The organism is Micromonospora sp. NPDC048040 (assembly GCF_055587185.1).
Genome location: NZ_JBVJGT010000059.1, coordinates 1 through 23,108, shown reverse-complemented (window position 1 = coordinate 23,108; position 23,108 = coordinate 1). Strand labels below are relative to the sequence as shown.

The following is a 23,108-nucleotide window of genomic DNA, read 5'->3' as shown; positions in this document are numbered from 1 at the left end:
GGAACTCCAGCCGCCGGGAAGGACCGCCGAGGATGACCACGCCAGATACCGACAACGGCCTGTGGGTGCGACGTTTCCACCCGGCGCCGGGCGGCGCCCGGCGGCTGGTCTGCCTGCCCCACGCCGGCGGGTCGGCCAGCTTCTACTTCCCCGTCTCCCGCAGCCTCTCGCCCGGCGTCGAGGTGCTGGCGATCCAGTACCCGGGCCGGCAGGACCGGCGCCACGAGGCGTGCATCGGTGACCTCCACCAGCTCGCGCGGGAGGTCTTCACCGTGCTGCGGCCCTGGCTGGACGAGCCGGTGGCCATCTTCGGGCACAGCATGGGCGCCAGCGTCGGCTTCGAGCTGGCCCGGCTGATCGAGCAGGACGGCGGTGCGGCCGCGCACCTGTTCGCCTCCGGCCGCCGTGCGCCGTCGCAGGCGCGGCACGAGACCGTGCACCTGCTCGACGACGAGGGCCTGCTGGCCGACGTCCGGAAGCTGAGCGGGACCAACCCGGCCGTCCTCGGCGACCAGGAGATGCTGCGGGCCGCGCTGCCGGCGATCCGCAGCGACTACCGGGCCGCGGAGACCTACACCTACCGGCCGGGTCCGCCGCTGAGCTGCCCGATCACCGTCTTCACGGGCGACGACGACCCGAAGACGACGGTCGAGGAGGCCGGCGCCTGGTCGACCCACACGACCGGGCCGTTCGACCTGAAGGTCTACCCGGGCGGGCACTTCTTCCTGGCCGAGCACCAGGCGGCGGTCCTGCGGGCCATCTCGACGGCCCTGACCGCGGCGCCGGCCATCTGATCCCGACCGGCCGAGGGGCCCGTCCACCGGTGTCACCACCGGTCGGCGGGCCCCTCGGCCGTGTGGGGGTGTCACCGCTTGTGGCCCACCGCGATCACGTAGTCGAGCTGCGCCAGCTCGCGCTTCATCAGGTCCTGGTTCTTCCAGTGCGCGGCCATGCTCTTGCGCACGGCGGGCTTGACGACGGCGCGGAACTCGGGGTCGTTGGTCCGGTCGGCCATGTACGCCCGCCAGCCCTCCCAGGTCTGGTCCTTGATCGACTCGACCTGCGGGTTGGCGAAGCCGGCCTCGACCAGCTCCTGCCGGTACGTGTCCCGGTCGTGCCAGTTCTCCTTCGGGATGCTGAACTTGACGAAGCTCAGCGGGCCCGACTGGATGGCCGCCCGGACGACGTTGGCGCTGACCGGGATGATGTCGGCCGTGGCCAGCACGCCACCCGGGCGGAGCACCCGCAGCGCCTCGGCGAAGAACGCGCTGCGCGGGTAGAAGTGGAAGGCGGACTCCAGCGCCACGACCCGGTCGAAGGTGTTGTCCTCGAAGGGCAGTTCGGTGGCGCTGCCCAGCCGGAAGTCGGTCCGGTCGGCGAAGCCCTCCTCCTGCGCCCGGCGCTGCGCGGCCTCGACGTGGTGCGGGGTGATGTTGAGGCCGTACACCTTGGCGACCCGGCGTTCGCGCAGCCACTTGAAGTCCTGGTCGGCGTAGCCGAAGCCGACGTCGAGGACGGTGTCGTCGGGCTTGAGCCCGGCGGCGTCGGCCAGCTTGTCGGCCAGCGCCTCGGCCGCCGTGTCGAGGTCGGTGACCCCGTCCTCCCAGTAGCCGACGTTCATGTAGTGGGTGCGGCGCGCCGCGAACTCCACGTCGGGTGACTGGATCTCGTAGAAGCGCCGGACCCGGGTGATCGGGTCGGCGGTGAAGACCGTGCGGATCGCCCGGCCGGCGATCTTCAGGTTCTCGAACATGTGGTGTTCCTTCCGGTGGGTGGAATGCTGATCAGCCGCGCCGGACCTGCCGACGCAGGTCCTCGACGAGCGCGGGCACACCGGCCGGGTCGGCGGCCGTGCCGAAGACGTAGAAGTCGGGCCGGACGAGCACCGCCACGGCGTCGTACCGCTTGAGGAGGGGCAGGTACACGTCGTCGAGGTCGTACGCGGTCGGCGCGGCGCCGGGTTCGGGGGCGGGCGCGCCGGCGGGAACGACCCGGACGACCCGGGCGTCGAGCGAATCCAGGAAGGCCCGGGCGTCCGCGTCGAGCAGGCCGTCCGGGTCCTCGGCGCAGAGCAGGGCGAAGCCGGTGCCGACGACGTCGTCGAAGAGCCCGGCGCGGCCGTCGACCTCGACGCGTCCCTGCGGCATCGGTACGCCGGCACCGGCCTCGTCGCCCCGGTGGTGCAGGACCCCGCCCGCCAGCGGCTCGAGCAGGGAACGGGTACGCGGGCGGGCGGTGCGGCGGCGCAGTTCGGCGAGCATGACGGAGTCCCGGCCGGCCGCGGCGGCGCGGTCGGTCTCGCAGATCACCGTGCCCGAGTCCATGGACATCCGGATGGCGTGCTGCACGTGGGCGCAGCGCTCCTCCTGGTAGGTGTCCAGCAGGGCCTCGTCGGCCAGGCCGCGGTGCACCAGGTCCAGCTTCCAGGCGAGGTTGATCGCGTCCCGAAAACCGGAACTCATTCCCTGCCCCATGAACGGCGGCATGACGTGCGCCGCGTCGCCGGCGATCAGGATCCGGCCGGAGCGCCAGCGGTCGGCAGAGCACGCCTGGGTGGTGTAGACGCCGTACCGCTCCAGGGTGGCGTTCGCGGGCGTGATGTCGAAGAGGCCGAGCAGTCGCCAGACGCTCTCGACGCTCTCGAACTCCTCCCGGCTCTCCCCCGGCACCCGCATGAACTCCCACCGCCGGTGTCCGGGGCCGGCCGACACGGCGGTGCGGGGGCGCGCCGGGTCGCAGACCTGGAGGTTGTTCGGCTTGAACTCGCGGGCCTCGTGCGGCACCACGTCGCAGACCAGCCAGTCGTACGTGAAGCCGAGGTCGGTGACGCCGCTGCCCAGGTGCTCCCGGACGAAGCTGTTGGCCCCGTCGCACCCGATCACCCAGCGGGCGGCGCGGACCTCCTCGCCGTCCGGCCCGGCGATGGTGACCTCGACCCGGTCGTCGTGCTCGGCCAGGCCGGTCACCTGGTACGGGCGCAGCACCGTGACGCCCGGCAGTTCCGCTCCCCGCTCGGCGAGCAGCGCCTCCAGGCCGGGCTGGTAGAAGGAGACCGAGTCGGGCCAGCCCATCGGGCCCTCGCCGGTCACCTTGACGTGCAGCAGGGTCCGCCCGAAGCCGTTCTTGAAGGTGTACTCGCCCGACGACTCCACCACCGGGCCGAGCCGGTCGGCGACCCCGGCGGCGGCCAGGATCCGGCTCGCCTCGCCGTCGTACGACACGGCGCGCGGGAAGTTGTACGGGGTGGCCCACCGCTCGACCGCCGTGACGGTGAGGCCCCGCTGCGCCAGCAGGATCGTGAGCATCTCACCCACCGGGCCGTAGCCCACGATCAGCACGTCGGTCATCAGCATCGGTATCGGTTCCTCGCGGGGTCGGTCGGACACGGTGTCGTGGGGACGGCTTGCGCCGTCCGGGGCGGCCGGGCGGCTGTCAGAGGCCGAGTTCGGCGTCGATGAGGTCGAAGATCTCGTCGTCGCTGGCCCGGTCGAGGTCGATGTCGAGGTCGGGGTCGCCGCCCGAGCCGGCGCGCATCGTCCGCCACTTGGCGATGAGCACCTCCAGCCGGGAGCCGATCTGGGCGTGCAGCTCCGGCTCGACGCTGGCTTCGGTCAGCGAGCGTTCCAGGTTTTCCAGGTCCGTGAGGACCGGCGGAACGTCGGGGCCGGTGTCCGGCGCGAGCTGGGCGAGCAGGAACGCGGCCAGCGCGTTCGGGTCCGGGTAGTCGAAGATCAGCGTGGCCGGCAGGCGCAGGCCGGTCGCCGTGGTGAGCCGGTTGCGCAGCTCGACGGCGGTCAGCGAGTCGAAGCCGATCTGGCTGAACGCCCGGCCGGGGGCGACCGCCGCGCGGCTGCCGTGCCCGAGCACGCTGGCCGCCTGCTCGCGGACCAGGTCGACCAGCAGGGTGTGCCGGTCGGGACCGGCCAGGGTCCCCAGTTCGTCGGCGAGGGTACGGCCGCCGGCGGCCGGGGCGGCCGACCGGGCGCTGGGCCGTTCCCGCCGGGTCAGCCCGCGCAGCAGGGCCGGGGGCCGGTCGACCTGGCCGAGCGCGGCGACGTCGATCCTGGTGGGCACCAGCACCGGCTCGGCCGCCCGCAGGCCCGCGTCGAACAGGGCCATGCCCAGGTCGGACGGGATCGCGAGCTGCCCGTCCCGGGCGGTGATCCGGGGGTCGGTCCGGTCCAGCTTGGCGGTCATCTCACTGGCCTGCTCCCAGAGGCCCCAGGCCAGCGACCGGCCCGGCAGCCCCTCGGCGTGGCGCGCCAGCGCGAGCGCGTCGAGGAACGCGTTGGCGGCCGCGTAGTTCGCCTGGCCGGGTACGCCGAAGACGCCGGCGCCGGAGGAGAACAGCACGAATCCGGCGAGGTCGAGGTGCCGGGTCAGTTCGTGCAGGTGCCACGCGGCGTCGAGCTTCGGCGCGAACACCGTGTCGACGCGCTGCGGGGTCAGGGCGGTGACCACCCCGTCGTCGAGCACCCCGGCGAGGTGCACGATCGCGGTCAGCGGGTGCCGCGCGGGTACGGCCGCCAGCACCCGGGCCAGGCTGTCCCGGTCGGACACGTCGGCCGCCACCACCGTGGCCTCGGCGCCCAGGGCCCGCAGCTCGGCGACCGCGTCGGCCGTGCCCGGGGCCTGGTCGCCCCGGCGGCTGACCAGCAGCAGCCGCCGTACGCCGTGTGTCTCGACCAGTCGCCGGGCGACCAGTTGGCCCAGGGTGCCGGTGCCGCCGGTGAGCAGCACGGTGCCGTCGGGGTCCCAGGCCCGGGGCATGGTGAGCACCACCTTGCCGACGTGCCGGGCCTGGCTGACGTAGCGGAACGCCTCCGGCGCCTGCCGCACGTCCCACACCTGGGTGGGCAGCGGGGCGAGCGCGCCGCGTTCGAAGAGCCCCAGCAGCACGACGAGCATGCGCTGCACCTCGTCGGGGTCCTCGAGGGTCAGGTCGAAGGCGGTGTAGTCGACGCCCGGGTGGTCGGCGGCGACCCGGGCGGCGTCCCGGATATCCGTCTTGCCCATCTCGACGAACCGTCCGCCGCGCGGCAGCAGCCGCAGGGAGGCGTCGACGAACTCGCGGGCCAGGGAGTCCAGCACCACGTCGACGCCCCGGCCGCCGGTGGCGTCGGCGAACCGGGTCTCGAACTCCAGGGTGCGGGACGAGGCCAGGTGGTCGTCGTCGATGCCCATCGCCCGCAGGGCGTCCCACTTGGCGGGGCTGGCGGTGGCGTACACCTCGGCGCCCAGGTGCCGGGCGAGCTGCACGGCGGCCATGCCGACGCCGCCGGCCGCCGCGTGCACCAGCACCGACTCGCCCCGACCGAGCCCGGCCAGGTTGACCAGGCCGTGGTACGCGGTCAGGAAGACCACCGGCACGGACGCGGCCGCCACGTACGACCAGCCGGCCGGCATCGGGGCCAGCAACCGGCGGTCGGTGACCGCGACGGGCCCGAAGCAGCCCACGAACACCCCGAACACCCGGTCGCCGGGGCGCAGGTCGGTCACCTCGGCGCCCACCTCGACGACCTCGCCGGCGCCCTCGCCGCCGAGCGGCCCCGCGTCGCCCGGGTAAAGGCCGAGCGCGTTGAGCACGTCGCGGAAGTTCAGGCCGGCGGCGCGGACGCGGACGCGGACCTCACGGGGCCCGAGGACGGCGTCGGCGGCGTCGGTCGGGCTGAGGGTGAGGTTCTCCAGGCTGCCGCGCACCGGCGCGTCCAGCCGCCACGCGGCGGCGGGCGGCGCGGTGAGTTCGCCCGCCGAGCCGGCCCGCGCCAGCCGCGGCACGTACGCGACGCCGCCGCGGACGGCGGCCTGCGGCTCGGCCGCGGCCAGCAGCGCGGCGACCTGGTCGGGGTCGATCCCGTCGCCGTCGACGTCGACGACGACCACCTGGTCCGGGTTCTCCGACTGGGCGGAGCGGACCAGCCCCCACGCCGCCGCGGCGGCCGGGTCGGTGACCTCGCCGGCGCCGTGCACGGCCACCGCACCGCGGGTCACCAGCAGCAGCCGCGAGGCCGCCCAGCGGGGTTCGGTGAGCCAGCGCCGGACCAGGTCGAGGGCCGCGACGGCGGCGCGGCGGGCCGCCCGGGGGGCCGGCTGCGCGGGCTCCGTGTCGAGCGGCACGAGCACGGCGCCGGGCAGGTCCAGCCCCGCGTCGACGGCGGCCGCGAGCCCGTCCAGCCCCGCGTGGAGCGGGAACCCGTCGAGGCCGGGGGCGACCGCCACGGCCGCGACCGGGGCGACCCCGTCGGCCGGCGGAAGGGGCGTCCAGTCGACGCGGAACAGGGCGTCCCGGGTGGCCCGGTCGTCGGTGACGGCCAGCTCCGTGGCCGAGATCGGCCGCATCGTCAGGGCGGTCACGTCGGCGACCGGGGCGCCGGTCGGGTCGGCGGCGGTCACCGCGATGGCGTGCGGCCCGACCTGGGTGAGCTGGACCCGCAGCGCGGTCGCGCCGGTGGCGTGCAGGGTGACGCCGTTCCAGGCGAACGGCAGCAGCAGCCGGCCGGCCCCCGCCTCGGCGAGGCCGCCGAAGTGGGCGGCGTGCAGGGCGGCGTCGAGCAGGGCCGGGTGCAGGCCGTAGCGGTCGGCGTCGACCCGCTGGGCCGCCGGCAGCTCCACCTCGGCGTAGACCTCGTCGCCGCTGGTCCACACCGCGCGCAGCCCCTGGAACGCCGGCCCGTACGCGTACCCGTCGGCGGCGAGGCCGGCGTAGAACCCGGTCAGGTCGACGGGGCGGGCGTCGCGCGGCGGCCAGGCGGTGAGCTGCGGCGGCGAAGTGGGCTGGGCGGCGGAGAGTGTCGCGCTGGCGTGCCGGGTCCACGGGCTGCCGGCCGGGCCGTCGGCGGGCCGGGAGTGCAGGGTCACCGGGCGGCGTCCGTCGTCGCCGGCCGCGCCGACCGCCACCTGCACCTGGGTGGCGCCGTTGGCTGGCAGGGTCAGCGGGGCCTCGATGACCAGCTCGTCGAGGACGGGGTGGCCGATCTCGTCGCCGACGCGCAGGCAGAGTTCCACCAGGCCGGTGCCGGGCACCAGCACGCTGTCGGTGACCCGGTGGTCGGCGAGCCACGGCTGGGCGTCGGTCGACAGCCGCCCGGTGAACAGGTGTCCCTTCGCCTCGGCCAGCGCCACCGACGCCCCGAGCAGCGGGTGCCCGGCGGCGTCCAGGCCGGCGGCGCCGACGTCGCCGGGGCCGGCGACCGGCCGGGGCCAGTAGCGGCGGTGGGCGAACGCGTACGTGGGCAGGTCGACCCGCCGGCCGCCGGCCAGCGCGGGCCGCCAGTCGACGGGCACCCCGGCCACGTGCAGCTGGGCCAGGGAGAGCAGGAACCGGTCGTGGCCGCCCTGGTCACGCTGCACCGAGCCGACCACCACGGTCCCGCCGTCGTGGTCGGCGAGGGTCTCCTCGATCCCGACGGTGAGCACCGGGTGGGGGCTGCACTCGACGTACGTGTCGTGCCCCTGGTCGGCCAGCGACCGGACGGCCCGCTCCAGCTCGACCGGCTGCCGCAGGTTGCGGTACCAGTAGTCGGGGCCCATCTCCTCGCCGTCGAGCCAGCGCAGGTCGGTGGTGGAGAACAGCGGCACGGCCGCCGGGCCGGGGGCGATGCCGGCGAGCGCCTCGGCCAGCTCGTCGCGGATGCGTTCCACGTGTGCCGAGTGGGAGGCGTAGTCCACCGCGATCCGGCGGACCCGGGCCTGCTCGGCGGCCAGTTCGGCGAGGAGTTCCTCCACCGCCGCCGGCTCGCCGGAGACCACCACGGCGGCCGGGCCGTTCACGGCGGCCACCGCGATCCGGTCGCCGAAGCGGGCGATCCGGTCCCGGACCGTGTCGGCGGGCAGGGCGACGGAGGCCATCGCCCCGTGCCCGGCGAGCGCCCGCAGCGCGCGGCTGCGCAGCGCCACCACCCGGGCGGCGTCGGGCAGGGAGAGCACCCCGGCGACGCAGGCGGCGGCGATCTCGCCCTGCGAGTGGCCGACCACGGCGGCCGGCTGGACGCCGTACGAGCGCCACAGCTCGGCGAGCGACACCATCATCGCGAACAGGGCGGGCTGCACCACGTCGACCTCGTCGAGGCCGGGCGCGCCGGGCGCCCGGCGCAGCACGTCCAGCAGCGACCAGTCCAGGTACGGCCGCAGGGCCGCGTCGCAGGCCGCCATCCGCTCGGCGAACACCGGGGACTGGTCGAGCAGGTCCAGCCCCATGCCGAGCCACTGGGAGCCCTGGCCGGGGAAGACGAAGACGCACCTGCCGGCGGGCCGGGCGTCGCCGCGTACCACGGCCGGGTCGGGCCGGCCGTCGGCGAGCGCGTCGAGGGCGGCGGAGATCCGGTCCGGGTCGGCGTCGACGAGCACCGCCCGGGCGTCGAAGGTGCTCCGACCGGTGGCCAGCGACCAGGCCAGGTCGAGGGGGTGCTGGTCGGGCCGGTCGGCGAGGTGGGCCCGCAGCCGACGGGCCTGCCCGGCCAGCGCCTCCGGGGTACGCGCCGAGAGCAGCCACGGCAGCGCGCGGGGCGTCCCGGCGGCGGTTTCCGGCGTCGTCCCGGCCACCGCCTCCGTGGTCGGCCGGACGGGCGGCTCCGGGGCGGGCCCGGCGGCCTCCCCGGCCGGCGCCGGGTCGGCGACGGCCTCGACGATCACGTGGGCGTTGGTGCCGCTGATGCCGAACGACGAGACGCCGGCGCGGGCCGGCCGGTCCGCCCGGGGCCAGGGGCGCGCCTCGGTGAGCAGCTCCACCGACCCGGCGTCCCAGTCGACCCGGGAGCTGCGGCGCTCGGCGTGCAGCGTGCGGGGCAGCCGGCCGTGCCGCATGGCGAGGACCATCTTCAGCACCCCGGCCACGCCGGCCGCGGCCTGGGTGTGCCCGAGGTTGGACTTGACCGAGCCCAGCAGCACCGGCGCGGCGTCGGCCGGGCGCTGCCCGTACGTGGCGAGGATCGCCTCCGCCTCGATGGGGTCGCCCAGCGAGGTGCCGGTGCCGTGCGCCTCCACCACGTCCACGTCGGCGGGGGTCAGCCCGGCGGCGCCCAGCGCGGCCCGGATGACCCGCTCCTGGGACGGCCCGTTCGGGGCGGTCAGCCCGTTGGACGCGCCGTCCTGGTTGACCGCCGAGCCGCGGACCACGGCGAGCACCGGGTGGCCCCGGCGGCGGGCCTCGGAGAGGCGTTCCACGACCAGCATCCCGACGCCCTCGGACATGCCGAATCCGTCGGCGTCCTCGGCGAACGCCTTGCACCGCCCGTCGGCGGCGAGGCCACGCTGGCGGCTGAACCCGGTCAGCCCGGCCGGGCTGGACATCACGGACACGCCGCCGGCCAGGGCCAGGTCGCAGTCGCCCTGGCGCAGCGCCTGGACGGCCAGGTGCAGCGCGACCAGCGACGCCGAACAGGCGGTGTCCACGGTGACCGCCGGCCCCTCCAGCCCGAGCGCGTACGCGACCCGCCCGGACAGGACGCTGCCGGCCGTGCCGGTGAGCAGGTGTCCCTCATCGGCGGTGACCTCACCGTCGTCGGAGGCGACCCCCGGGGCGACCTGGCCCGCGTAGTCCTGGCCGTGGGTGCCGGCGAAGACGCCGGTGCGGCTGCCGTGCAGGGTGACCGGGTCGATGCCGGCGCGCTCCAGCGCCTCCCACGAGGTCTCCAGCAGCAGCCGGTGCTGCGGGTCCATGGCGAGGGCCTCGCGGGGGCTGATGCCGAAGAACTCGGCGTCGAAGTCGGCGATGCCGGTGAGGAACCCGCCGGCCCGCACGTACGTCCGGCCGGGCGTGCCGGGCACCGGGTCGTAGAGGTCGGCCAGCGGCCAACCCCGGTCGCCCGGCAGGTCGCCGATGACGTCCCCGCCGGCGTCGAGCAGCCGCCACAGCTCCTCGGGGGAGCCGATGCCGCCGGGGAACCGGCAGGCCATGGCGACGATGGCGACCGGCTCGTCCAGGGCGACGGTGGTGGCGTCGGTGACCTCGGCGGCGGCGGTGCCGAGCAGCCGCGCGTGCAGGTGCGCGGCGAGCAGCTCCGGGGTGGGGTGGTTGAACACGGCGTGCGGGGCGAGCCGGACGCCGGTGACGGCGGTGAGCCGGTTGCTCAGTTCCACCGCCATCAGCGAGTCGAAGCCGAGTTCCTTGAAGGGGCGGCGCGGCTCGACCTGTTCCGGGCCGGTGTGCCCGACCACGGTGGCGCACCGGGTGCGCACCAGCTCCAGCAGCAGGGCGGCGCGGTCGGGCTCGGCCAGCTCGGCCAGCCGGTCGGCGAAGCCCGCGGCGGCGGCCGGCGCGGCGCCGGCGTTGACGGCCCGGCGGGGTGGCGGGGGCAGCAGCGCCCGCAGCAGGGCGGGCACCTCGCCGGAGGCCCGGACGGCGGCCAGGTCGAGCCCGACCGGCACCAGCGCCGGCCGGTCGGCGTGCAGCGCGGCGTCGAGCAGCGCCAGGCCGGCGGCCGTGTCCAGGGGGCGGGTGCCGCCCCGGGCGAGCCGGGCCAGGTCGGCCGGGGTGAGCCGGCCGGCCATCCCGTCCTCGGTGGCCCACAGCCCCCAGGCCAGGGCGGTCGCCGGCAGGCCGTGCGCGCGGCGGTGCGCGGCGAGCGCGTCGAGGAACGCGTTGCCGGCCGCGTAGTTGCCCTGGCCGGGGCTGCCGAAGACGGCGGCGGCCGAGGAGAACAGCACGAACGCGGCCAGGTCCAGGCCGGCGGTGAGTTCGTGCAGGTGCCAGGCCCCGTGCACCTTGGACCGCAGGGTCCGCTCCCAGCGGGCCGGGTCGAGGTCGGTGAGCAGCGCGTCGTCGGTGGCCCCGGCGGCGTGCACCACCGCGACCAGCCGGTCGGCCAGCGAAGCGACGACCTCGGCGAGGGCCGCCCGGTCGGCCACGTCGACCGCGACCACCCGGACGGTGACGCCGGCGTCGGCCAGGTCGGCGGTCCAGTCGGCGGCCCGGCCGGTACGGCTGAGCAGCACCAGCTCGGCGACGCCGTGCACGGTGGCGAGGTGGGCGGCGACGTGCCGGCCGATCCCGCCCGTGCCGCCGGTCACCAGCACCGTGCCGCCGGCCAGCGCCGGGGCCGGCGTGCCGGCCGGCGGGTGCTCGACCGGGCGGAGCCGGGGCAGCGACGCCCGCCCGTCGCGGACCGCGACCTCGGGCTCGTCCACGGCGACGGCCAGCGCCGCCCGGACGGTGGCGTCGTCGGTGGCGTCGAGACTGAGCAGCAGGAACCGGTCGGGGTGCTCGGCCTGGGCGACCCGGACCAGCCCGGCCACCGGGGCGTGCACCGGGTCGGCGTCGCGGACGGCCACGGCCAGCCGGGTGGTCTCCGCGCGGGGGTCGGCCAGCCAGCGCTGGAGCACGTCGAGGACGGCGAGGCCGACGGCGTGCGCCCGGTCGGGCACCGGGGCGGTCGGCTCGCCGTCGCCGACGCGCAGCACCAGCAGGGGCGGCAGCGGCCCGTCCGGGGGCGTGTCGTCGGCGAGCGTCCAGGAGGGCGCCGGCGTCGCCGGGAACGCCGCCGGCAGCCAGTCGACGGCGTACAGGCCGGCGGGGGCGGGCGCGGGCGTCGGCGCGTCGGCGGGCGGCAGCTCCACGGACCGCAGCACGATCCGGTCCGCGTCGAGCACGGGTGCGCCGGCGTCGTCGACGGCGCTCAGCGTCACCGCGTCCGCCCCGGCGGGGGCCAGGCTGACGCGCAGCGCGTGCGCGCCGGTGGCGTGGACGCGTACCCCCGTCCAGTCGGTGGGCACCAGCCGGACGGTGGGCGCGGCCTCAACGCCGTCGGGCACGGCGTCCGGGTCGGCGGAGGGCGAGACGTCGGCGCCGGGCGCGAAGTCGGCGAGCGGGAGCAGGCGCAGGGCCGCGTCCAGCACCAGCGGGTGCACGCCGTACCGCTCGGCGTCCGGGTCCCGGGCGTCCTCGGGCAGGCGTACGTCGACGAAGAGCCGGTCGGCGGCGACCCACGCGGCCCGGGTCAGCTCCCCGGCGACCGCCCGGGACCGCGGGGTGGTCAGGTCCACCGGCCGGGCCCCGGCGGGCGGCCAGGCCGCGGCGAGGACGCTGTGCCCGCTCTCGGCGTCGACCGGGCCGAGCACCGCCTCGGCGACCTCCCGCCACGGCTGCCCGTCGCCGGGCCGGACGTGGCAGCGCGCCGTACGGCGCCCCTGCTCGTCGGGCGCGGAGACGCCGACCTGCACCTCGACGGTCAGCTCGGCGGGCAGCGGCACCGGCTCGGGGACGCGCAGCCGCTCCACGGTCGGGGTGCCGAGCCCCTCGCCGAGGTGGGTGAGCATGTCCAGCAGCGCGGTGGCGGGCAGCAGCGCCGGCGCGCCGTCGCCGGGGACGGCCAGCCACGGCTGGGTGGCCGCGGAGACCTGGCCGGTGCAGACCACCTCCCCGGTGCCCGCGACCGGCAGCACCGCGCCGAGCAGCGGGTGCCCGGCGTCGGCCAGCCCGACGCCGACCGGGCCGCCGGCCGCGGCCCCGGTGGGCAGCCAGTAGTGCCGGCGCTGGAAGGCGTACGTGGGCAGGTCGACCGGGCGGTGCGGGCCGGGGCCGGCGAGGGCGGCGCGGTCCACGGCGACACCCCGCACGTGCAGCCGCGCCACTGCGGCGAGCAGCGCCGCCGGCCCGTCGGAGCCGCCGCGTACGGCGGGCACGAAGGCCAGCTCGTGGGCGTCGGCGGCGAGGCAGTCCTGGGCCATGGCGGTGAGCACGCCGGCCGGGCCGAGCTCCAGGAAGGTTGTGACGCCCTGCCGGTGCAGGGCCCGCACGCCGTCGTGGAAGCGGACGGTGCCCCGCACGTGCGCCACCCAGTAGTCGGGCGAGCAGAGCAGCGCCGGGTCGACGGGGTGGCCGGTCAGGTTGGACACCACCGGCAGGTGCGGGGTGCGGTACGTGAGGCCGGCCGCCACCTCGCGGAACACGTCGAGCATCGGCTCCATGCGCGGCGAGTGGAACGCGTGCGACACCCGCAGCCGGCTGGTCCGCCGCCCGGCGGCGCGCAGGGTGGCCGCGACGGCCAGTACGGCGTCGGTGTCCCCGGAGACGACCACGCTGGTCGGGCCGTTGACGGCGGCGAGGCCCACCCGGTCGGTCAGGTGGGCGGCCACCTCGGCCTCGTCGGCCTCGACGGCGACCATCGCGCCCCCGGCGGGCAACTGCTGCATGAGCCGGGCCCGGGCGGCGACGAGCGCCGCCGCGTCGGCGAGCGGGAACACACCGGCCACGTGCGCGGCGGCCAGCTCACCGACGGAGTGCCCGAGCACCGCGTCGGGGCGTACGCCCCAGGACTCCAGCAGGCGGTAGAGGGCCACCTCGAAGGCGAACAGCCCCGGCTGGGTGTAGAGGGTCTGGTCGAGCTGCTCGGCCAGGTCGCTGCCCTCGGGGGCGAACACCACGTCCGCGACGGGGTGCGGGGCGTGGCCGGCGAGGCAACGGTCGAGTTCGGCGCAGGCGGCGTCGAACGCGTCGGCGAAGACGGGGTACGCCGCGTGCAGTTCGCGGCCCATGCCGGGGCGTTGGCCGCCCTGCCCGCCGAAGAGCAGGCCGAGCTGGCCGTCGACGACCCGGCCGGTCAGCAGCGCCGGGACGTCCGGATCCGGCTCGCCCCGGGTCAGCGCGGTCAGCCCGGCGCGGGCGGCGGCCGGGTCGCCGGCCAGCACCACGGCCCGGTGCTCCAGGGCGGCGCGGGTGGTGGCGAGCGCGTGCCCGACGTCGGCCGGGTCGGCGTCCGCCCCGGGCCCGTCGAGCCAGGTCAGCAGCCGGGCCGCCTGGTCCCGCAGCGCCTCGTCGGAGGCGCCGGCGAGCAGCCACGGCACGGGCGGCCGAGGGCCGTCGGCGGGCCCGGTCCGCGGCTCCGGTCCGTCGGTCGCCGGGTCGGCGGGGGGCGCCTCGACGATGACGTGGGCGTTGGTGCCGCTGATGCCGAACGACGAGACGCCGGCCCGGCGGGGCCGCCGCACGTCGGGCCACGGGCGGGCCTCGGTGAGCACCTCGACGGCGCCGGCCGACCAGTCCACCTCGGACGTCGGGGCGTCCACGTGCAGGGTGCGGGGCATCGCCCCGTGCCGCATGGCGAGCACCATCTTGATCACCCCGGCGGCGCCGGCGGCGGCCTGGGTGTGGCCGAGGTTGGACTTCAGCGAGCCCAGCCGCAGCGGCTCGGCGTCGCCGCGGCCCGCGCCGTACGTGGCGAGCAGCGCCTGCGCCTCGATCGGGTCGCCGAGCCGGGTGCCCGTGCCGTGCGCCTCGACGACGTCCACGTCGGCGGCGGCGAGGCCGGCGGCGGCGAGCGCCCGGCGGATGACCCGCTCCTGGGCGGGGCCGTTGGGGGCGGTCAGCCCGTTGGACGCGCCGTCCTGGTTGACGGCCGAGCCGCGCAGCACGGCGAGGACGGGGTGCCCGCGCCGGCGGGCGTCGGAGAGCCGTTCCAGCAGCAGCACCGCGACGCCCTCGGACCAGCCGGTGCCGTCGGCGCCCTCGGCGAACGCCTTGCACCGGCCGTCCGGGGCGAGCCCGCGCTGCCGGCTGAACTCGACGAACGCCTGCGGGGTCCCCATGACGGCCACGCCGCCGGCCACCGCGAGGGAGCAGTCTCCGGCGCGCAGCGCCTGGGCGGCCAGGTGCAGCGCCACCAACGACGACGAGCACGCCGTGTCGACGGTGACCGCCGGCCCCTCCAGCCCCAGCGCGTACGCGACCCGGCCGGAGACGACGCTGCCGGCGGTGCCGACGCCGAGGTAGCCCTCGGTGCCGGGCGGCGCCTGCCGCAGGTTTGCCGCGTAGTCGTGGTGCATGACGCCGGTGAAGACGCCGGTGGCGCTGCCGCGCAGCGAGGTCGGGTCGATGCCGGCCCGCTCGAACAGCTCCCAGGACGTCTCCAGCAGCAGCCGCTGCTGCGGGTCCATGGCCAGCGCCTCGCGGGGGCTGATCGCGAACAGGGTGGCGTCGAAGTCGGCAGCGTCGGTGAGGAAGCCACCCACCCTCACGTACGAGGTGCCGGGCCGGTCGGGGTCGTCGGAGAACAGGTGCGCCAGGTCCCAGCCCCGGTCGGCGGGGAACTCCGTGAGCCCCTCCCGCCCCTGGTCGACCAGCTCCCACAGCTCCTCGGGAGAGCCGACGCCGCCGGGCAGCCGGCAGGCCATGGCGACGACGACCACCGGGTCGTCGACGGTGGACGACGGCGCGGGCCGCTCGGGGACCGTGCCGGGCTCCGGGCTGGCCCCGCGCAGCCGGGCGGCGAGGTGCCGGGCGAGGGCCTCCGGGCTGGGCTGGTCGAACGCGGCCGTGGCGGAGAGCCGTACCCCGGTGGCCCGGGCCAGCCGGTCGCGCAGGGCGACCGCGCTGACCGACGTGAAGCCGAGTTCCTTGAAGGCCCGGCCCGGGCGGACCGCGGCCGGTCCGGGCAGGTTGGCCACCTCCGCCGTGGCGGCGCGGACCAGGTCGAGCAGGATCCGGTCGCCCTCGGCGGTGGTCAGCCCGGCCAGCCGGCGGCGCAGCTCGGCGGCCTCCCGGTCGTCCACGGCGTCCTGGTCGGCCCCGACGGGCGTACGCCAGGCGGGGTGCGCGGCGTCGGCGTGACCCGCCGGACGGGCGAGCAGGACCAGTTCGTCGCCGTCGTGGGCCACGTCGAACGCGGCGAGGTCGGCGCGCACCTCCGCCGGCAGGTCACCGGTCGGCTCCCCGGCGGTGGGCGGCGTCAACGGCTCCCGGTCGGCGCGCGCGGTCGTACCGACGAGCCGGGCCGGCAGGCCGGCGGCCCGGCGGCGGGCGGCCAGGGCGTGCAGGGCGCCGACGGCCGACGCGGCCTGCTCCCGGTCGGCGGCGCCCAGCAGCAGGGCGGACGGGGCGAGGACGGTGAACGCGGCGGCCGGGTGCCGGGTGCCGGCGTCCAGCGTCCCGGCGAGGCCGAGCAGCCGGTCGGCGGCGTCGTCGTCGGCCAGGTCGGCCTCGGACGGGCAGAGGAAGACCGCGCCGGCCGGCTCGTCGCCCGCCCGGTCGGCGGGCAGCGCGACGGCCTCGGCGCCGGCGGCGGTGAGCTCGGCGGCCAGGTCCGCCAGCGCGGCGGTGGCCGTGGCGCCCGCGTGCGGCAGCCGCAGCCGGCGGACGCCGTACGCGGCGACGAGGTGTCGGGCCAGCGCCGCGCCGGTCGGCCCGTCGGCGCCGGTGACCACGACCGGGTGGGCCGGGGCGGCGACCGCGGCCGGCCGCGCCGGCATGGTCGCGGGGGCGGGCGCGAGGACCGCGTGCCGGGCGGCCCCGGCGCGGAGCGCGACCTGCGCGGCGCCGGCGTCCACCACGGCGGGCAGCAGGGCGATCGAGGTCGCGTCGGCGTCGTGGTCGACCAGCACGATCCGGTCCGGGTGGGCGGCCTGGAGGCAGCGCCCGAGGGCCTGCACCGCGCCGGCCGTCGGGTCGGTCCCGGCGGACGCGGCGGTCAGCAGCACCAGCCGGGTGCCGGCGAAGCGGTCGTCGTCGAGCCAGCCGCGCAGCCGGTCGGCGAGGTCCGCCGGGACGGCGTCGGCCGGGTCGACCGCCAGCACGGTCACGTCGGGCGCGTTCGGGGCCGCGCGCAGGGCGGCGAGGTCGGGGTGGGACCGGAACCGGTCCCCCGTCGGCGCCGCGCGCAGCGCCTCCACCAGTGCCGCGCCCGAGGGCCCGACGACCGCCCAGTGGCGGGCCGGGGCGGCGGCCAGGGCCGCCGTCGGGACGGGCGCCTCGACCGGCGGTACGGCGGTCAGGTCCAGCGGTTGCCAGGCGAGCCGGCTCAGCGTCTCGTGGTGGCTGCCGTTGACCGCGCGCAGCCGGGCCGGCCCGTCGAGCAGCAGCCGGCGGGTGACCTTGCCGGATGCCGTGCGGGGCACCCGCGCGATCTCGTACAGCGCCTCCGGGACCTTGTAATAGGAGAGCTTCTCCCGGCAGGCCGCGTACGCCGCCCGGGGGTCGAAGCCGTCGGGCTCCGGCACCACGAACGCCACCGGCACCTCGCCCAGCACGTCGTGCGGGCGACCGGTCACCGCCACGTCGGCGACGCCGGGCACCGCGCGCAGCGCCTCCTCCACCTCGGCGGGATGGATCTTCTCGCCGCCCCGGATGATCAACTCCTGGTGCCGCCCGGTGACGAAGATGTTGCCGTCGGCGTCGCGCCGGGCCAGGTCGCCGGTGCGGTACCAGCCGTCGCGCAGCGCGGCGGCGGTGAGTTCCGGCAGGCCGTGGTAGCCGAGCATGAGGCTCGGCCCGCGCACCCAGACCTCGCCCTCGGCGTCGGTCGGCACGTCCAGTCCGGTCTGCGGGCTGACCAGGCGCACGTCGACGCCCGGCACCGCGAGCCCGCAGGAGCCCTCGACGCGGGGCCGGTCCGGCCGGGTGACGGCGATCGAACCGCAGGTCTCCGTGCTGCCGTACGCGTCGAGCAGCGGCGCGTCGAAGACCTCCTCGAACGCCCGCCGCAGCGCGCCGGTGGTGATCGCCCCGCCGACCAGGCAGACCCGCAGGGCCGGGGCGCGGAAGCCGGTCTCCCGGGCGGCGGTGACCAGGTGGTGGTACATGGCCGGCACGCCGGCCAGCACGGTGGCCTCGTCCTCGTCGACCGCGCGCAGCACGTCGTCGGCGGAGAAGCCGTCCACGAGGCGGGCCGTGGCGCCGACCGCGGTCACGCTGAGCACGCACCCGATGTGGGAGAGACTGTGGAACAGCGGCAGCGGCCAGACCACCCGGTCGGCGGCGGTGAGTCCGGGGATCGGCACGTAGCAGGAGGCGACCGACCAGAGGCAGGTGCGCTGGGTGGAGAGCACGCCCTTGGGCCGACCGGTGGTGCCGGAGGTGTAGAGCATCCAGGCGACCTCGTCGAGGCCCAGGTCGTCGCGGGCGTCCGCACCGGGCTCGGTGTCGACCAGCTCGTTCCAGGCGGTGACCCCGTCGGGCACCGGGCCGTCCCCGGTGACCACCACCCGCAGGTCCGGCCGCTCGGCGTGCAGCCGCAGCACCTGGTCGAGGTGCTGCGGGTCGGTGACCACCAGGACCGCGCCGGAGTCGTCCAGCAGGTGGGCCAGCTCCGCGTCCGTGCTGCGCGGGTTCAGCGGTACGCCGACCGCGGCGGCCCGCGTGACGGCCAGCCACGTCTCCACCGTCTCCACCCGGTTGCCGAGGCAGAAGGCCACCCGGTCGCCCCGCCCGACGCCCGACGCCGCGAGGTGCCCGGCCAGTCGGCGGGTCCGCGCGTAGAGGTCGGCGTACCCGACCGCTCTGCGGTCGTCGCGGAACGCGACCTTGTCGCCGAAGCTGGCGGCATGGGCCGCGAGCAGATCGGGCAACGGCTGGATCAGGTCGCTCCGAAGCATGTCACCACATTCCGTCCGTCGGCGAGACTCCCTCGTCCGCGGCGTAGACCTCGCTCGCCGTAACGGCCCAAGTCTTCCCAGCGCCCCGCCGGCAACCTACCCCTGTCACCCCCTAAGTCGTCCCCAGATCCGGCCGCCGATCCGATGGCGGGACGCACCGCAGGCCGATGATGGGGCGACCCCCGCAGACCGTCGAGCCCCGTGCTCCACCCGCCCGTCAGCCGAGGTGCCGTCGTTGGAACGCTGCTGGTTGTTCGCCCGCCTGGCCGTGCCGGCCGACGGACGCCCGGACGCGCGGGTGCCCGAGCTGGTCGGCACGGTCCTGACCGACCTCGTCACCGCCGCCCGCCGCGCCGATCCGGGCACGGGCTGGTTCTTCGACCTGCCCGACACGTCCACCGGGCGGTGGCTCAGCCTCGGGTTCCACGGTGCCCCGGCCGCGCTCGACGCGGTCCGGGCGCGGCTGCTCGCGTACGACCCGCGGGTGTCCTTCGCCCCGGCACCGGACGCGGTACGTGACGCCGCCCGGGGCGGCCCGCTCGCGTCCGCGGGCAGCGACCTGGCCCTGGCCCTGCTCGGCGGGGACGCCCCCTGGCTGGCCGGTGTCGAACTGCCGCTGGCCGTGGCACACCTGCGGCACCTGACCGGGCTGGTGCCGCCCGCCGACCGGCTGGCGTTCCTCTTCCTGCACTGGCAGGACCGCAGCCAGCGGCTCACCGGGGCGCAGCGGCGGGACCTGGCCGCGCAGGCGGACGCCGAGGCGGAGAAGATCGTCCTGGCGGCCGGCGACCTGCCGCTGAGCGGGGAGATCGCCGCCGCGTGGCAGCTCTACCTGGACCGGGTGGCCGACGTGGTCGACCGGGAGCACCCGGCAGCGCCGCGCGGCTTCCTGCTCGCGCACCACGCGCAACTCACCCACGAGCGGTGGGGCATCGGGCCGGACGTCGACTCGCTGGCGGCGCTGGCGCTGCGCCTGTCGATGGTCCGCGACCGCCCCGCCGTCGGAGCACCGGCCCCCGTCCCGCACCAGAGGAGACAGCAACCGCATGCACGCGCCCGCGCCTGACCGTCCCGCCCCCGCCGACCCGGCCCGGATCGAGGTGGCGCTCGGCGAGCGCGCGTACCCGGTGCTGATCGGCCCTGGCGTGCGCCACCGGCTGCCGGCGGAGGTGGCGCGGATCGGCGCGCGGCGGGTCGTGGTGGTCTCGGCCCGGCCGCCGGAGTGGACACCCGACCCGGGGGTGCCGCACCGGGTGGTGCCGGCCCGCGACGGCGAGCACGACAAGAACCTGGCCACCGTTGAGCAGCTCTGCCGGGCGTTCGCCGACTTCGGACTGACCCGTGCCGACGCGGTGGTCTCCTGCGGCGGCGGCACCACCACGGACGTGGTCGGGCTGGCCGCCGGGCTCTACCACCGGGGGGTCGCGGTGATCCACCTGCCGACCTCGCTGCTCGCCCAGGTGGACGCCAGCGTCGGCGGAAAGACCGCGGTCAACCTGCCGGAGGGCAAGAACCTCGTCGGGGTGTACTGGCAGCCCCGGGCGGTGCTCTGCGACACCGAGCACCTCGGCACGCTCCCGGAGCGGGAGTGGCGCAACGGGTACGGGGAGATCGCCCGGGCGCACTTCATCGGCGCCGGCGAGCTGCGCGACCGGCCCGTGGCGGAGCAGATCGCCGCCTGCGTCGCGCTGAAGGCGTCGGTGGTGGCCGCCGACGAACGCGACTCCGGGCTGCGGCACATCCTCAACTACGGACACACGCTGGGGCACGCACTGGAGCGGGCCACCGACTTCCGGCTGCGACACGGCGAGGCGGTCGGCGTCGGCACGGTCTTCGCGGGCCGGCTGGCCGGCGCCCTCGGCCGCATCCCGTCCGACCGGGTGACCGAGCACCGGGACGTGGTGGCGGACTACGGCCTCGACACGGCGCTGCCCGCCGGCGTCGACCACGACGAGCTGGTCGCGCTGATGCGGCGGGACAAGAAGGCCACATCCGGCCTGTCGTTCGTGCTGGACGGCCCGGCCGGCCCCGAGCTGGTCGCCGACGTACCCGAGGCCGCCGTCCGCGCCGCCCTCACCGGCATGTGACGGCCGAGGAGCAGAGCGCGCTGCCGCCCTGTCGCCGCCCCACGACGGGAAGCCGGGGTCAGGTCCGGACCGGCCGGCGTACCGGTCGTCGGCCGGACAGGTGACGGTGCCCCCGGGCCGCTTCCGCGACCCGGGGGCGGCTCGTCAACCGCTCAGCGCGCGCTGGATCTGCGCGACCAGCACGCCGCAGGCGTACCGGTCCGAGGCGCCGACCATGCCGACGATGGTGGCCGGCTGCGCGCCGTTGTCCGTCTCCGCCGGGTCGTGGTGCATGAACACGACGAACTGCCCACGATCGATGAATGGGGCGAGGATCGGCTCGGCGTCGAGGCCGGGCGCGAGCGAGAAGAACGTGGTCATCGCGCACGGGTGCTGGCCCAGCAGCGAGCTGCGGTGCAGCACGGATGCGGTGGCTCCGCTGACCCGGAAGTTCGGGTCGATGACCCGCAGTTCGCCGTCCCGGCTGATGCCGGCGTCGAACGCGCAGTAGCCCCGGTATCCGAGCGCACTGGCCTTCCGGACCCCTACGGTCAGCGCTTCGATCAGCTCCGCCGGTGGCTGGTCGTCGTCGTCCATCACACAGCCGACCCACGTCGAGGTGGGCTGCGGCAGGTGTACGGACGCGCCGAAGTACTGCACCGACCCGCTTTCCGTCACGCCGAACTGGAGTCCCCAGATCGTCCGGAAGGGAACCTCCTCCTCGACGATCCACCGATCGCTCACCTGTTCCAGTTGGTTGAACAGTGACCGGTTCAACCGGTCCTGCAACCGCCTGGTGAAGATGGCGATTCCGCTGTACACCTCGACACCGGCCGGTTTCACGACGGCCGGTCGGCGGTCCTGCTGCACGATCCGCCGCACCTCGGCGGGGGTGGCGACCTGGCGGCGGGGCAGGTATTCCGGTGCGATCAGTGATTCCAGCACGGTCTTGTTGTTGAGGCGGGCCAGCAGATCCGGCGACACCCGGGCTCGCGCCTCCCGGAGCTGCGGATCGTGCGGAGGGAATTGGAACTCCAGCACCTCGCCCCGATCGGCGGCTTCCCGGGCGAGTTGCATCGCCTGCACGCCGGAACGGAATTCACGCAGATCGGTCGGCGTCTTGAGACCACACCGACTGAGCAGGCGCAGCGACTTGTCCGCACTCGATCCGGTGCTGCAGATGGCCGCTGCCTGGTGCGGCAGGGTCAGGTGGAGTCCGGTGATCATGTCCAGGCCGTTGTACAGCGCGGCTCCCGCGCCGGCGAGATAGCGGCTGCCGGCGGTCGCCACCGGATCCGGTGGCCGGGCGAGCAACACGCCATCGGGAGCGAACACCTGTACCTGGATGGGCTCATCCATCGAATCTCCTGACATGCCGGCCCACATGGGGCCTCGGGGTGGCACGAAGTCCGGGTGCGACACGACCACGAACAGCGGAGAACGTGGACGTCGGGAGGCTCCCGGGTCGGGGTGGGGCCGCTCGGCCACGAGAGTCGGGCGTGCCGCGTGCACCGGCTGGACGGGTATCAGGCTGGACCGGCCAGGTAGCGGGCTGGCTTGTGGTCAGCGCTGCGTTGGCGAGGTGCACACCATCAGGCGGTGTCTGAGAATGCCAGTCACCGACTGGGTCATGATCGAGAAAGCATAGTCAGTTCTCATTGCCTCGGGATGGGCCGGTCAGCCGAGCACCGGCGGCCCTTTTCGCCGCCGCGATCGCCGACTCTCCGAGCGGGACCCTCGTCCGATGATTGACCGAATAGCTGCATTCGGAAGGACCACGGGATCACACACAGTTGCGTCTGGACGATCGCGTACCAACCGTTTCGCGCGCCACCGATGCTCCACGGTGGACGGACGTCGCCGTGGGCAATTTCGCCGACAAACTACGACTGACGCACACTGACCAGCTCAAATGGCCGATTCGACGGCGCCGGCACCGCACCCCCGCCGATGCCGCCGCCACGCCGAACAGACCTCCGGCCGCCTTGGCCGCGAATTCCGGCTGAGGCACTAGGGGTCGACGGGGCGTAGCTCTAGGGGTGTACTCCCCTCCACAGGGCTTCGTAGGGTCGGGCCCCATTGGTTCGTCGTTCCCTTCCACCGCAACGGATCGGGGACGATCGTGGGTGCGCGGCGCCCTGATGGACGGGAGGCGCGGGTGACCGGATCGGACACCGACCTGCTCCCGCCGATCCGCGACGTGGCAGCGGTCCGAGAGCCGGGCGGTGACCCCGCCCTGATCACACGGCTGTTCCCGCGCCATGGCCACACCTCCGGCCGATCGGACGCCGCTGGGGCGTCGCCGTGAGCGGTACCGGCGTCCCACGACGCCCGGCACCCGCGCGTCACACCGTGCCGTCCGGCGTACGGCACATAGGCTGACCGGCCGCTCCGGCCACGTGTTTCCGGTCACCCCCCTTTTCAATCGGAGGTTGAGCTCATGTCTGTCGGGTTCGAGCGTGCACAGGCCGTGGCCGGTGCGGTGGACGCCGGGGCTCTGGAGCTGGTGGGTGATCTGCGTCGGCCGGCGGTGTGGCCGGCTCGGGCGGCGTCGGTGTTCCGGGCGTTGTCCTCGTCGTTGCCTGCCGGGGCGACCGGCGAGGTGGTGGTGGCGGGGCTGGTGGCGGTTCTCGCGCGGTGGACGGCCCAGGGTGAGGTGGTGGTGGGGCTGTCGTCGGGTGGTGTGTTGCGGGTGGATGTGGCGGGTGATCCGGGGTTCGGGGTGTTGGTGTCGCGGGTGGG

Annotated in this window: 8 protein-coding genes; 4 read left to right on the top strand and 4 right to left on the bottom strand. The window is 76.1% G+C overall.

Annotation, left to right across the window (positions count from 1 at the left end; translation table 11 throughout):
- Window positions 1-32 precede the first annotated feature (32 nt).
- Window positions 33-794: a thioesterase II family protein gene (locus tag ACZ6O2_RS31365; protein WP_466025440.1), complete on the top strand. Its 762-nt coding sequence runs from the start codon at window positions 33-35 to the stop codon at window positions 792-794.
- 71 nt (window positions 795-865) lie between these two features.
- On the opposite strand, the gene ACZ6O2_RS31360 is transcribed toward ACZ6O2_RS31365, so the two are convergent.
- From ACZ6O2_RS31360 to ACZ6O2_RS31350, 3 genes are all read right to left on the bottom strand, one after another.
- The gene (locus tag ACZ6O2_RS31360; RefSeq protein ID WP_350712358.1) at window positions 866-1,753 is read right to left on the bottom strand and encodes a methyltransferase domain-containing protein; all 888 of its coding nucleotides are present in this window, start codon (window positions 1,751-1,753) and stop codon (window positions 866-868) included.
- A gap of 31 nt (window positions 1,754-1,784) precedes the next feature.
- On the bottom strand, window positions 1,785-3,353 hold the full coding sequence (mhpA, locus tag ACZ6O2_RS31355; protein WP_466025439.1) for a bifunctional 3-(3-hydroxy-phenyl)propionate/3-hydroxycinnamic acid hydroxylase MhpA: 1,569 nt from the start codon (window positions 3,351-3,353) through the stop codon (window positions 1,785-1,787).
- Between the two features lie 79 nt (window positions 3,354-3,432).
- Window positions 3,433-18,300: an SDR family NAD(P)-dependent oxidoreductase gene (locus tag ACZ6O2_RS31350; protein ID WP_466025438.1), complete on the bottom strand. Its 14,868-nt coding sequence runs from the start codon at window positions 18,298-18,300 to the stop codon at window positions 3,433-3,435.
- Between the two features lie 226 nt (window positions 18,301-18,526).
- Here ACZ6O2_RS31350 and ACZ6O2_RS31345 point away from each other — a divergent pair, with 226 nt between their 5' ends.
- Window positions 18,527-19,366 (top strand): hypothetical protein, encoded by an 840-nt coding sequence (locus tag ACZ6O2_RS31345; RefSeq protein ID WP_350712361.1) that lies wholly within the window; start codon window positions 18,527-18,529, stop codon window positions 19,364-19,366.
- On the top strand, window positions 19,347-20,387 hold the full coding sequence (locus ACZ6O2_RS31340; RefSeq protein ID WP_466025437.1) for a 3-dehydroquinate synthase family protein: 1,041 nt from the start codon (window positions 19,347-19,349) through the stop codon (window positions 20,385-20,387). The genes ACZ6O2_RS31345 and ACZ6O2_RS31340 overlap by 20 nt, the downstream gene beginning before the upstream one ends.
- Before the next feature lie 144 nt (window positions 20,388-20,531).
- Here ACZ6O2_RS31340 and ACZ6O2_RS31335 read toward each other — a convergent pair whose 3' ends face one another.
- Window positions 20,532-21,725 carry an ATP-grasp domain-containing protein gene (locus tag ACZ6O2_RS31335; protein ID WP_350712363.1) on the bottom strand — a complete coding sequence of 398 codons (1,194 nt, stop codon included), beginning with the start codon at window positions 21,723-21,725 and terminating at the stop codon, window positions 20,532-20,534.
- 1,081 nt (window positions 21,726-22,806) lie between these two features.
- Here ACZ6O2_RS31335 and ACZ6O2_RS31330 point away from each other — a divergent pair.
- The coding region (locus ACZ6O2_RS31330) for a hypothetical protein (protein WP_466025436.1) at window positions 22,807-23,108 on the top strand (302 nt) is incomplete at its 3' end.

Bases quoted from the DNA above. Each gene is read 5' to 3' on its own strand.
- ACZ6O2_RS31335 (WP_350712363.1), bottom strand. From the start codon at position 21,725: ATGGATGAGCCCATCCAGGTACAGGTGTTCGCTCCCGATGGCGTGTTG.
- ACZ6O2_RS31350 (WP_466025438.1), bottom strand. From the start codon at position 18,300: ATGCTTCGGAGCGACCTGATCCAGCCGTTGCCCGATCTGCTCGCGGCC.
- mhpA (WP_466025439.1), bottom strand. From the start codon at position 3,353: ATGCTGATGACCGACGTGCTGATCGTGGGCTACGGCCCGGTGGGTGAG.
- ACZ6O2_RS31360 (WP_350712358.1), bottom strand. From the start codon at position 1,753: ATGTTCGAGAACCTGAAGATCGCCGGCCGGGCGATCCGCACGGTCTTC.
- ACZ6O2_RS31340 (WP_466025437.1), top strand. From the start codon at position 19,347: ATGCACGCGCCCGCGCCTGACCGTCCCGCCCCCGCCGACCCGGCCCGG.
- ACZ6O2_RS31365 (WP_466025440.1), top strand. From the start codon at position 33: ATGACCACGCCAGATACCGACAACGGCCTGTGGGTGCGACGTTTCCAC.